Consider the following 12167-nt stretch of genomic DNA (forward strand, 5'->3'; position numbering starts at 1 on the left):
ACCTTAAAGCTTCAATATAGAAATTCCAAAACACAGGTCGTTAAAATTAATCACCAGCAGGGGGCATAAAAAGAGGTATTGCCTCCAAAAGCCACCATCTCCAGAATTCATCATATTTTTGTATATCCCCTATTTCAAAGCCTTCCATGCTATAAGGTGTACCTCCGCAATAAGCACAGGCAGCGTAAAAATACATATCTTCTTCATAAAATTCTTCAAAGGTATCAATTTCATTATTATCAATATTCAAAGCTTCCTTTGAATTTATAATTATCTTCTCTTCAATATCCTTTTTTAGATGCATATATTTTAAAATTTCTTTCTCTGATTCCTTCAAACCTGACATCACTGCAAGACCAACCATAGCTTCTGGAAATCTATGAACTTTATGCTGAATATCATTAATATAAGTCTTTTCTATCCACTGTTTCATAAAATTCCAATCTTCTTCCCAGCTACTCATTATTTCCAAAGCAGTTTCTTTATTTATTGCTTCCTGAAGTTTATAAAATTTCTCCATTAATTCATCAACTTTTGTGTTATTTGACCAAGTTTTCTTCCACAAATAAAGAATTTTGTGTAAAACATTTAATTCAAGCTGTAGCCTGAAAGCTGGTCTTGAAAAGGCAAATTTACAGCATTTATTAATGTATAAACTTATTTCACTTATTATTGCCATACGAATACCTCTTTCCAAATGATGCAGAGGATGTTCCTTTATACTTTTTAGTGCTACATCAATTAAAGTTCTTAACGTAACTAATCCATTGTCTGTATACCACTGTAAAACCTCAGCTTCTGAGTATTTTAAGAATTTATGTCCATCAAAACCATATTTCCAAGGATAGCCCTTTTTCTCTGGATCTTTAATAGTAATATTACAGACTGCAAGTTCCTGTGGTTCTTTTAAAAGGGAGCTAGCAAAAGAACGATAAAACGATTCTATATGTTCAGCTTTCATGGTTTCCGACCTTTTTACTAAGTTTATACTCACATAGTGATTATCCTGTGAACCTCTAATTTCTAGTACTCCTAAAGCACCTGTTGCATTCTCCACTAATAGGTAACCATAAAAATCGCCGCCATCACAAAAACCTTTGCCTTTTTCATACATTGAACCCAAAACGCTCAAGATACCCCCATCAGTGAGATACCAAAGCCTAGCAAGTAACCAAGAGGGAACAAATTCATGCTTTATGCACTTTTCGATTTCTAACAATATATCTGAACCATCATACTGGACTAGTTCTTCTTCTGATAATTCTGTCTTAGGTGGCCTATACATACCCTTCTGTGCATCCCATAGCCAAATATCCTCTTCGTAATGAAGATCACTAATATATTCTTCGTAATCTTCTTCACCATTTCCTTCAATAATTCTGCAATAGTAGCCTCCCCCTATATAAAAAGAGGTTAATTTTACTCCACTTTCTGCATTTAGTACAGCATCTCTCCACCCACTAGGCGGATCATATTCTCCGCTTATTCGTATAAAAGCTCCCTCCCATTCTTGTACAAGTACACCATCAATCCCTAAATCAAAGCTTTCCCATATAAGATTACCCTCGGGATCAAAACGTAGTAAATCACATGCTGAAGCTACCAATATTCCTTGTGGAAACAAATAAAGTTCATTAAAATAGCCTCTCAAATGTTTATTTTGTACAGAAAAGTTATCTAAATTCACAATATATAACTCTTGTGAAAAACCAAAAAAAGCACTCTTTTGAATTCCTATACCTTCAAATATAGTGTGCTCGTAGTGGAGAATAATTTTTAAGTATGGAATCCCCTTATGTTTTACAAGATAGCTTTCTCTCTCCGTATGTTCACATTTACCAAGATGAACTTGTGGTACCTCTTGGTGCTTATTATTATGATTTTCTAAAAGTGTTATACTGAAATTTTCGCCCATACATCTCCTCCTTTTAAAGTCCCTACTTACTTCTTACGAAATTTAAAAATTACTTCTATTCAACATTACCTTTAATCCTATTCACAACTATAGGAATACCTGCAAAAAGCATTATTGTAAATACTAATGTAAATGCCATAACTATAATAAATATATTTTCATCATAAGTATTAAGTTCTTGAAAATTATTCATTACTTCATTTGGAGTAATTGCGTACTTGTCCTCAAATTTCAAACCTAATTCTTCATACTTTTGTGGAATACTATTATCAATATTTATGTCTTCTGCCTGCTTACCAAAAACTTCTCCTGTTTTTATATTTACTATGGTGGTTTTTGAGGTTGGATATCTAGTATATAAATAATCTCCCGACTTATATTCTGTAGTAGGCATAAAAATTGTATCACCATTATGTCTATATTCTCCAGCTAAAGCATAAAGTCCAGTAGTTTTTTCATAACCAATGATACTTATATAACTTTTATCTTCAGGAATCTCAAAAGCCATACTGTCATTAATTTTATATAAATAATATCTATGCTGATTAGGTAAATTTACATGTACACGATTTATTTTCATTTCTTTTACACCTAATTTATTTCCTACTAAAAAAGCCATAAGGATTATAAATAAAAATCCCCAACAAACAAAATAAAATTTTTTATAATTCTTCATTATCATTCCTCCTCATAGAAGATTTCTTCAAATTTATATTTAATTTGAATTACTACATTAATGCTGCAATATAAAAATCTCTATATTTTTTCTCATCAAAATATATATTCATCTTTTCTCTATGTAGTGCTATGGACAAAATAGCATTACAATCTGGTTCATAACACGGGAAGTTTTCTGGATCATATATAGGAGTTTCACATTCTTCATACTCCTTAAACCAACCTTCTGCAATGGCTATACAATTTTCCTTTACCTTTTTCTCATCCTGCACTGTAATAGCCTGGTATAAATTAAGCCAATAAGCATTATCATGAAGAATAGATTTTTCAGGTAAGGAAACTTCTTTTCCAGTCATTAATTTATATAATATGGTTGCTGGAACATTACTTTCATAAGGTTTTGGCCAATTTTCATATCTATCCTTATTAAAATCTCTAGCCAAAGCAAAATTAATAATAGCCTCTTGTGGATTATTACGTTCCTTTTCACCTTCAAATATACATGAATCTATTTTAGCCAATATTGAAAACCAGGTTTGACATCGGAATTTTGGTGCACCTGCAGCCAGCTCAAGAGAGGAAAGCTTAAAAACCGCCTCCCTATAATAATGACTTCTAAATTTATCATTAGCACTCCTACTAAAACCATCAAGTAGTGCTATGTGCGAAGTACTAAGACGTTTATAATCTTCCATGGCACCTGAAATTCTTTCTTTACCAAAGCAAAAAGAATACTCTAATAACTGTAAAATATTTATTTTTATATAATGGTAAGTAGCCCAGTCTGGTTCTATAAATATTACTTCTGAAAAATCAGGATTGGAGTTTTCACCTATCTGCATACACTTTCTGCAGGCTTTTCCCTTCCAAAAAAAATCTCTTCCAGAATAGATCTCTATCCCTTCCATATCACAATCACAATCTTCAATTAAGTTTTGATCCTCTTTCCAACATTTATCCATTTCCTCAAAAGAATTAAATAATTTGGGCTTCATTATATCAACGATTCCATCATATTCACAATACACTATTTTATTATCTTTCTTAAATTTAGCTAAGCCAATCGAATTACTCATCTTAAAGTCTCCTCTTTGCTTTTAAGTTTTCTACTTCACGGAGAAAAACATCCTCAGCAATTTGTTCCACATCACTGGTGCTGAAAAAAATATCTGCAATATACTCATCACCTTCAATGAAATTTCCTGAACTCCAGTCATATTTCAGTGCTTCATACATTTTTGTCGGTGGCCAGATTAACTTAATTGGTCTAACACCAACCAAATAGTATTCCGTAACAAAATTATCTGGACAAAACTTCACCTCAACACATACTCCTCCATCTTTTTCAAATCCAAAGAATACAGTATAATTCTGTAATTCAAATTTTGCATCTGCATTCCTATCTCCAACATTTTTTTGATTTTCTAAAATCCTTTCATCTTGAACTACTAAAAGTTGAATAGCTCCTCTTAGTGCATTTCTTTCACTATCATTAAAAGCAGCCTCATCTTCTGCTGCTAACTTTAATCCACTCATATAGCTTTTTGTTTTAGGATAGTATATCATTGTTCTCTCCCCCTTCTTAATAAAGATATCCCCACCCAATTGCCTGCTCACCGTAAAGTTGAGAGCCTTCCAAGCCATTGAATTATTTGAATTTATTTATACTCCAAAATTGTCCCGCCATCGCTTTCCTTCAATTCGCCATAAAACCATAGCTCAGTTTTATACTATAAATCTTCATCATTAATAGTTTCTATATATCCTTTTTCCTTTAAATCAGTTATGAATAGCCGCTCTTGCTCCAATGATCGGTTCCAAATTGGGTATGCGAAGCAATGCAACCCCCTCTTCCTGTCTTGGCATTATTCCTCCTTAAAATGTCCCATACAGCTTCAACAGCCTTAAGATATTCTATAAACTTTATCTTGTGTTATATACATAACCATTTTACATAGAGGAATCAACCTTCTAACAAAATTAGAATATGTGTCTTCAGCTATTGTTGGAGCTTCTCCCAAAAGTAATTCCAGTAATGGAATGAGATTGTCATAATATAAATGCAAATGACTAAATATTTCTTCAGTCACACTATTGATAATTTTATAAATCAACATACCTTCTTTAAATGATAAAGCTATTTGAGTAATAAATTTACCATTATTAATTTGTGCAAGTGCTTCTGGTGACACAGAAATATCGTTAGCAAATATATTCTCAATATCACTATTTATTTTCCAATGATTTTCTTGTGCATCACATACAAATATATTTCGTTCTTCATGCTGTTTTTCATTAAGTTCTGAATGTTTCATCATTGCCTCCTAGTGTTATTACAAAAGTATTTTAAACGTCCTAATTCCTTCCACACCTCTCAAGTGCAAGGTTTGAACTTATTTCACTAATATTTCCGTCAAAAATAAGCCTTGCCTTTCTATCTCTTAAGAAACCCAACTCTAATTCTTTATAATCCCTTAATTTAATCCTTTGAAATTCCTCCTCACATATTGGAATTTCATATATTTCTAAAATATCGTCACTTCCAAAACCCATTCTTTCAAAAAGAAGAGAGTAATATTTTTGTCCACAGCTCTCACACTCTACCACTGCTTCACAAGCCCCAGGACTATTTGTAATTACGTGTATCTTTTTGGGAATTTCACATTGGCAACTAATATCAATCATCTCCTAAATTTAAATTCATTCTTTAATGGCTTTTCCTAAAACTCCTTAATCATGCCTCCCTTTTGCAATTTCTAAAAATTCTTCAAGGGAATACTCTTCACCAGATTCAAATTCATATACTTTGTCTGCCATATACACAGTTCCATCCAAATTAATTTCTTCCTTTTCTAAAAGAAGCTCTCCATTAAGTATACCAAGCTTATTTTCCCATTCTCCAAGTACAACTGTTTCTGTTTCTGTTTTCTCTTCATAAGCATTATAATCAAAAAGCAGATCCGACAAATAACCATCTGTAACAGTTTTTCCTTCCATGTCTCTTATGACTGGCCGACCTTCTTCTGTAAAGGAAGCAGTTATCTTCTTTGGTGCAGTAACTTGAAGGAAAGGATGAATATCTACCACACCATCACTTTTGCCGTTAGTATAGCGATACACTCTTATAGTTTGTCCATAGGAAAGTAGTGCATAGAAGCCTAAGTGAGTTTTTATTCTTGCTATAATCATTTGACTAATTTTATCAGCACTGCTAGATACCATTTTAAAATCTTCCGTCATTCCACCAGGTTCTACGAACATTTCAAGATAGTAGAAACTTTTACTAAGCTGTGGTTCTTTTACAAATAATTCTTGATAAACTGAATTGCTACGAAGTAAATTGAAACATGTATAAGTATCAACCTTTTCTCTTATACTTGGATCAACTTCAAGGGCTTTTTCAAGCCACATTATTGCTTTTTCCTCATTTTTTACTGCAACATATACCTCAGCCATAGTTAAATAAGGAAAAACATAAGTCGGATCAATTCTTATACAAAGCTTTAAGTCAGAAATTGACTCCTGAAATTTTTTCTTCGGTATATATTCATTACACACCCGATTATTTAAGGCATCAGTTATTACTCTTACAGAAATACCTGCTTCTGTTAACAATATTGTTTCTGGATTTGTATCAGCTCCCCATACATATGTATGAAAAATTTCGTTATTAAGATTTATTACCTCAGAATCAAAATCCAAAGCTCTAGCAAAATCATCCACACTATCACATTCCACTAATAAATCTGCAAGATAGCCTGTCTTAGAACCTCCTAAGTATTTTGCCATTCCTCTCAGGAAAAGTGCTTCTGGCCATTCCTTAGCAACTTCTAGGGCTTTGTTTATTTCCTCTACAGCCTTTGCATATTCCTCTTGTTTTATCATATCTTTCCCCACTTTGAGCAATTTCTGTGCTTCACCTGGAATGACTTTCTCTTTGCCTATTATTTTGCCGTATCTTACATATGGTCTTAAAGGTGCATAACAGTCATATCCATCAATTTTATTAGCTGTTTCCGGGGCTTTTTCCACAGCTATTTCAAGCCAATGTAGGGCCTCATAATAATCCTCCATTGCAGCATATAATTCTGCCATAGTAAGCAATGCCATATTATAGCAAGGATCAATCTTTAATGCTGCTTCCAAAAATGTGAGCGCTTGAGAAAAGGATTTAGCTTCAATTTGCCTGCAGGCTCTAGAGTTAAGAGTTGACAAAACAGCTTTCTTTGTAAAACCCTCCTGTTCAAATAACCTAGAAAGAGATGGATCAAGCTCCAATGCCTTTACTGCATCCTCAGCTGCCCCCCATTTATTTGCCCGCAAATATGCCATATGTGCTCTACGGAACAAAGCTTCCGGCCATATTGGTTCCTTCTCTGCAGCCATGGTAAAAAAGTTAAATGCTTTATTATAATTTTTCTGTTCCATGGCCTCAAGTCCTAGATTAAAATATTCTTTTCTTTGCTCATCTATTTCTAACTTATCCATATTCTTTTCCTCCTATAAATTTGTATCTATAACTATGTATGCACTCTTGTTGTTACAATGCCTGCAAATATTCCACTGCTAAAGGTTCCACCAATAACAACGGGATACTCTGTACCATAAACAACAGAAAACTCCACTAAATCTTTAAGATAAGATTTCATTTTATCACTGGCACTCTTAAATGCTTCTAAAGTTTCTTGAACCAAATCTTCCTCATAATCTTCTTCAAACTCATCATACCAGAAGATGCAGGAGCACTCCCCTAAAGTGTCGTATTCTACGATTGCCCCTTTAGGCACATCGTCCTTAGCAGCAAAATCCGGCAAACCATCTAGAAGCATTTCTCCACAGTATACAAAAGGATAATATCCATTGTCTCCTTCTGAATCTAAAGCTGTACATTCACCATTTCTTAATATTTTCACTATATCTTTTGAAAACTCTATAGCCTCCTTCAAATCTTCCCGTTGAAGCTTATCAGCCTTTGGATTAGAATCTTCTCTAAAAAATCCATTAGTATAAAAACGTCCTTTTAATAAGCTAAGAAAGGAAGCAAGTGAATTATTAATTTCAATGTCTTCCATATCTCTAAAGCTTTCCATAAACTTTAACTTTTGAGCACTCTCATCTATACTTATATCTAATTCATCTTTTATAAATACCTCGTAATCAGATCCTGCTTCACTTTTATAATCTTCTTTATCTTTAGATTGATTTGGCTCAATAAATTTATCAACTCCTAGAAATTCTAAGGTATTTATTTTAAACTTTATACCTTGTTTCCACTCCCAACCAGTTCGAGCATCATTGATTATATATTGGGATATAATTTTGAAACTATCTTCTACTTTTGCAAAATAGTACGAGAAGAAATAACGATTACTTTTTTCTCTATCCGTACTTACATAAGCACGATAAACAATTTGGTAATCTTGATGTTTATAAACCCTTATAAGAAAAATTTTACGTATAGCTTTAATTTTAACTTCATCTGCAAAAAGACTAAAATTTTCATCTCCAGGATTACAAGGCCTTATTACTCCGGATTTTAATCCCTTCATATAGAAAACATCCATTTTTTCAACTTCTTTATTAAATCCTTCCTGATTTAAATCTTCTCTTGTTTTAGCTAAAGTAATTTTATATTCAGTTTCTAAAAAATTCTGAAGAAATTCCAATGCTTCTTTTTCTATATAACATGCTTTTCCACTCATAGTTTTCCCTCTCTTTACCCTCTTAAATTTATCCTTTTAGCACTTTCAAATTTTCCTCTGCCTCAATGCACCCCATAGCAACTGCTTCTTCCCAAAATTTCCGAGCAATTTCATAATTTTTTTCAATCCCAAAACCATGATAATAAAAACGTCCCAAATTATTCTTTGCACCACCATGACCCTTTTCTGCGGCACTAGTATAACCTTCAAAAGCTTTAGCTAAATCTTTTTGTACACCTTTACCCATTTCATAACATAAGGCAAGATTGTACAATGCATGCATATCTCCTTGTTTTGCAGCCTTTTCATACCAAGAAAATGCTTCTTCATAAGATTTCTCTACTCCACGTCCAAATTCATAGCAGAGACCTAAATTTGTCATTGAGAATATATATCCCTGAATGGCAGCTTCCTTATACCATTTCACAGCTTTTTCAAGATCAACTTCCGTTCCTTTTCCATATTCGTAACACAAACCAAGATTAAACTGAGAAGTTATATATCCTTGTTCTGCAGCCTTCATATACCAACAAAAGGCTTGTTTTTCATCCTTGTTTACACCTCGTCCTTCTTCATAACATAATCCAAGACTTCCCTGAGCCTCATCATGCCCTTGTTCTGCAGAAAGTTTGTACCATTTAAATGCTTCTGAATCATCCTTATTCACTACTTGCCCAAGCTCAAAGTATGTTCCAACATAATATTGTGCTATAGCCTTTCCTTGCTTTGCAGCTTTTAAATACCAATTAAATGCTTCAACTTTATCCTGAATTACTCCACTTCCGTATTCATAACATAATCCTAAGTTATATTTAGCCATTGCATTTCCTTGCTCAGCAGCTTTTCTATACCAATATGCTGCTTTTTCATAATTTTGGGAAACGCACTCTCCATTTTCATAATAAACACCTAAATTATTTTGTGAACGACTGCTACCCCATTCGGCCATTTTTGTAAACCAATAAAATGCTTTAGAAGCATCATATTCTACTCCAATTCCATCAGAAAAACATTTACCCATACTATCCAACGCTTCAGGATAACCTTCCAAAGCAGCTTTACAAAACCAATAAAAAGCTTTTCTATCATCTTGCTTAAATTCATTCTTACCTGTTAAATAGTCATTTGCCAATTGATACATTTCTTCAGCACTCTCTAGACTTTTTTCAATATCCATTTTTGAATTTTTTATATATCCTTGTATCAAATTAAGTTCCTCTTGGGTTAATTCTACAATTTTTCTTTCCATAAGTTCCCACTCCTCTGAACATGAATAAAAATCAGTTTATAATTTTATTACTTACTATTCTTTTATATCAGTGATTTTTAAAAATTCTTCAAAACAATTAGCTATATAAAATAAATCTATCATCCCTACTTTTTAAATTCTGCTAGTATTACTCCTTCTTTTTCCAAACGATGAAAAGCTTGAATCATATCATCCTCAGTTATACACAATTCATCAAAAATAGTATATAAAGAATTTTCTTCAGCTTCTTTCTTTAAATTCAATATTTCTGTTTCAACTGGTTTATCCTCTTCCTTGAAAAAATACATTGCTTCACCATCCATGCGCTGCCAAATTTCAAAGCCTTTTTCTGTATATTTTGTATTCTCTAAAAATCCATCCATATCACAATATAAATGAGAATAAAATCTATATTTAATACCCTTCTCCTTTAAAATTTGGTTAATAATATCTGGAAATGAATCCTCTCGAAAGAGTTCACACTGCATAGAAAAACATTTTGACTTAGTATTATATCCACCAACCTGATAATAAATTGCTGAGATATCTGAATTAAGTGATATTTTAGTAAATTTTTCAATTGGATGAGGATGTGGAACAGGAAATTCTTCAACCTGCTTCAAAGCTTCATAAAAGGCCTCTTCTTTAAATTCTTTATTAAAATAAATGATTGATGTTATAAAATAACTCATAATTTTCTCCTTATTTCTTAAATAACTTTAATATCATATTTATGACTTTTCTATTTTTGAACATTAATTCCCCATCATATCTAATTCATATCATAATAATAAATTTTCTAAGGTCATTTGTATTGTATAAAAACGACATGGAATAATTTCGTAAAATATCTTAATTAAAAAAGCTCCCTCATTAATATATTTCAGATTTTTATAAAACCTTTATTATTAATGAAAGAGCTTTGCTTAGCAATTTATTCTTTTTTTAAATCTATTAACCCTGAAAGTATTTCCTTAAAAGTATGAAACATATCATCTTTTTTCCAGTTGTTTGGCGAATTACCAGCCCGATTTCTAAATTCACGGCTTAAATGTGCTTGATCATAGTAACCTGTTTCAACTGCTGTTGTTTTTAAATCTTTTTCATATATTGTCTTAAAGGCTTCAGAAAATCGTACAATACTTGCATATTCCTTTAAGGTAATACCAAAAAAGTCTAAAAATTGACGCTGTAATTGACGAGTTGAAATATCAGATTTAAGGCAAATATCACTAATAGTAGCATCCGGTGAAGAACAAACCATTCTTGCAGCTCCTATAGCATGTACAAAATTATTATTTATCTCTTCCTCTTTTTTGCATATCAATTTAAATATAGAGTCGTCAAACTCATTGATCCATTGTTCCAAATCATCTTTATCTATACTTCTAATTATTTGAGTGAATTCATTGTCATCATCTAAAAGTATTGCCTTTTCACAATACTCTGCAGGTCTTATTCCAGTAATTCTATAAATCAATTCGAAATCCAATGTTACAACCAATAACTCTATTTCAGTCATTTCACTTGACACAGGAATTTTGTTCATTCCAAATAAAAGAATATCACCTTGTTTTACATTTATTCCTTCATAATTGCACTGCCCACTTAAAACATAAAATATATGAACATCTGAATCTGCTGGAGCAACATATTTTTCCTTGAATCTAAAGTTTACGTAATTATAATGATAAATTCCATACTCCCTATATTTTGATATCTTATTCCAAAAATTATTTTGTTTTTCTCCATTATTATTTTCCATATGAATATCGCTCCATTTACTTAATATGCTTCTTCTTATGGCAAATTATATAATACATTTCGGCACATTTCAATCAAAAAAGTTTTTTAAAACTCATAGCAAAGATAGCTTAAATTCCCTAATTCATAATTTCTAAATATAACTCTAGGACTTAATTCCGAGCTACTTCCTAGAGCAATAAATAATGGTACAAGATGATCTGCAGTTGGAACTGCTAAATTAGCATGAGGAGCATATTTTCTATAATCATTAAGAGCTTTTAGATCCTTAGCTTCTATTTTTTCAATTAACCAATCATCAAATTCTTTAGCCCATGAATCAATATTGTTACTTTCAAAATCAACTAATCTTAGATTATGGACTGTATTTCCACTTCCAAGAACTAAAATATCTTCCTGTCCAAGATCTTTAAGAGCATTACCTATTTTAATTTGCTCATCTATAGATAAAGTATAATTTATTGAAACCTGAACAACAGGTATATTTGCCTTAGGATAAAGATGTTGCAGCAGAGTCCATGCGCCGTGATCTAAGCCTCTTGCTAAATCTGTTTTTACCTTAATCCCAGAATCAATTAATTTATTTTGAATTTTTTCTGCAATAACACTAGAACCTTTTGCAGGATATTTCATTTTATAAAGTTCCTCTGGGAATCCATAAAAATCATACATAGTATCATATATAGAATCAGAAGCTGAAATAGTAAGTGTTTCAGCAACCCAATGAGAGGTAAATACAACTATAGCTTTTGGTTTAATTGATTCTCCAAGGTCATTTAAAAATTTAGTATACACGCTTTGCTCAATTGCCATCATAGGTGAGCCATGAGCTAGAAATAATGGTTTAATCATATAATAA

Annotated in this window: 12 protein-coding genes; all 12 read right to left on the reverse strand. The window is 32.0% G+C overall.

From position 1 onward, the window contains the following. Nucleotides 1–46: 46 nt before the first annotated feature. The 12 genes from GXK56_RS15575 to GXK56_RS15630 all read right to left on the reverse strand — a co-directional run bounded on the left by GXK56_RS15575 (nucleotide 47) and on the right by GXK56_RS15630 (nucleotide 12160). Complete coding sequence (locus GXK56_RS15575; RefSeq protein WP_160689014.1) at nucleotides 47–1915, reverse strand: Imm5 family immunity protein; 1869 nt, start codon at nucleotides 1913–1915, stop codon at nucleotides 47–49. A 55-nt stretch (nucleotides 1916–1970) separates the two neighbouring features. Then, complete coding sequence (locus GXK56_RS15580; protein ID WP_160689016.1) at nucleotides 1971–2591, reverse strand: hypothetical protein; 621 nt, start codon at nucleotides 2589–2591, stop codon at nucleotides 1971–1973. Between the two features lie 52 nt (nucleotides 2592–2643). Then, nucleotides 2644–3669, reverse strand: a complete 1026-nt coding sequence (locus GXK56_RS15585; protein WP_160689018.1) for a hypothetical protein — start codon at nucleotides 3667–3669, stop codon at nucleotides 2644–2646. A gap of 1 nt (nucleotide 3670) precedes the next feature. After that, entirely contained in the window at nucleotides 3671–4159 is a 489-nt protein-coding gene (locus tag GXK56_RS15590; protein ID WP_160689020.1) for a hypothetical protein, read from the reverse strand. A 338-nt stretch (nucleotides 4160–4497) separates the two neighbouring features. Next, nucleotides 4498–4911 (reverse strand): hypothetical protein, encoded by a 414-nt coding sequence (locus tag GXK56_RS15595; RefSeq protein ID WP_160689022.1) that lies wholly within the window; start codon nucleotides 4909–4911, stop codon nucleotides 4498–4500. Nucleotides 4912–4948: 37 nt separating this feature from the next. Then, nucleotides 4949–5278, reverse strand: a complete 330-nt coding sequence (locus GXK56_RS15600) for a hypothetical protein (protein WP_160689024.1) — start codon at nucleotides 5276–5278, stop codon at nucleotides 4949–4951. A 45-nt stretch (nucleotides 5279–5323) separates the two neighbouring features. Beyond that, entirely contained in the window at nucleotides 5324–7081 is a 1758-nt protein-coding gene (locus GXK56_RS15605; protein ID WP_160689026.1) for a hypothetical protein, read from the reverse strand. A gap of 32 nt (nucleotides 7082–7113) precedes the next feature. After that, entirely contained in the window at nucleotides 7114–8295 is a 1182-nt protein-coding gene (locus GXK56_RS15610) for a hypothetical protein (RefSeq protein ID WP_160689028.1), read from the reverse strand. 28 nt (nucleotides 8296–8323) lie between these two features. Further along, on the reverse strand, nucleotides 8324–9544 hold the full coding sequence (locus GXK56_RS15615) for a tetratricopeptide repeat protein (RefSeq protein WP_160689029.1): 1221 nt from the start codon (nucleotides 9542–9544) through the stop codon (nucleotides 8324–8326). A 125-nt stretch (nucleotides 9545–9669) separates the two neighbouring features. Beyond that, nucleotides 9670–10236 (reverse strand): hypothetical protein, encoded by a 567-nt coding sequence (locus GXK56_RS15620; RefSeq protein WP_160689031.1) that lies wholly within the window; start codon nucleotides 10234–10236, stop codon nucleotides 9670–9672. Nucleotides 10237–10478: 242 nt separating this feature from the next. Further along, nucleotides 10479–11309 (reverse strand): AraC family transcriptional regulator, encoded by an 831-nt coding sequence (locus tag GXK56_RS15625; RefSeq protein WP_160689033.1) that lies wholly within the window; start codon nucleotides 11307–11309, stop codon nucleotides 10479–10481. 86 nt (nucleotides 11310–11395) lie between these two features. Next, a complete protein-coding gene (locus GXK56_RS15630; RefSeq protein WP_160689035.1) occupies nucleotides 11396–12160 on the reverse strand; it encodes a class III extradiol ring-cleavage dioxygenase in 765 nt (254 codons plus the stop codon). Nucleotides 12161–12167 lie beyond the last annotated feature (7 nt).

It is taken from the genome of Clostridium sp. C2-6-12 (assembly GCF_009928485.1).
GTDB lineage: Bacteria > Bacillota > Clostridia > Clostridiales > Clostridiaceae > Clostridium.

Bases quoted from the DNA above. Each gene is read 5' to 3' on its own strand.
- GXK56_RS15575 (WP_160689014.1), bottom strand. From the start codon at position 1,915: ATGGGCGAAAATTTCAGTATAACACTTTTAGAAAATCATAATAATAAG.
- GXK56_RS15580 (WP_160689016.1), bottom strand. From the start codon at position 2,591: ATGAAGAATTATAAAAAATTTTATTTTGTTTGTTGGGGATTTTTATTT.
- GXK56_RS15585 (WP_160689018.1), bottom strand. From the start codon at position 3,669: ATGAGTAATTCGATTGGCTTAGCTAAATTTAAGAAAGATAATAAAATA.
- GXK56_RS15590 (WP_160689020.1), bottom strand. From the start codon at position 4,159: ATGATATACTATCCTAAAACAAAAAGCTATATGAGTGGATTAAAGTTA.
- GXK56_RS15595 (WP_160689022.1), bottom strand. From the start codon at position 4,911: ATGATGAAACATTCAGAACTTAATGAAAAACAGCATGAAGAACGAAAT.
- GXK56_RS15600 (WP_160689024.1), bottom strand. From the start codon at position 5,278: ATGATTGATATTAGTTGCCAATGTGAAATTCCCAAAAAGATACACGTA.
- GXK56_RS15605 (WP_160689026.1), bottom strand. From the start codon at position 7,081: ATGGATAAGTTAGAAATAGATGAGCAAAGAAAAGAATATTTTAATCTA.
- GXK56_RS15610 (WP_160689028.1), bottom strand. From the start codon at position 8,295: ATGAGTGGAAAAGCATGTTATATAGAAAAAGAAGCATTGGAATTTCTT.
- GXK56_RS15615 (WP_160689029.1), bottom strand. From the start codon at position 9,544: ATGGAAAGAAAAATTGTAGAATTAACCCAAGAGGAACTTAATTTGATA.
- GXK56_RS15620 (WP_160689031.1), bottom strand. From the start codon at position 10,236: ATGAGTTATTTTATAACATCAATCATTTATTTTAATAAAGAATTTAAA.
- GXK56_RS15625 (WP_160689033.1), bottom strand. From the start codon at position 11,309: ATGGAAAATAATAATGGAGAAAAACAAAATAATTTTTGGAATAAGATA.
- GXK56_RS15630 (WP_160689035.1), bottom strand. From the start codon at position 12,160: ATGATTAAACCATTATTTCTAGCTCATGGCTCACCTATGATGGCAATT.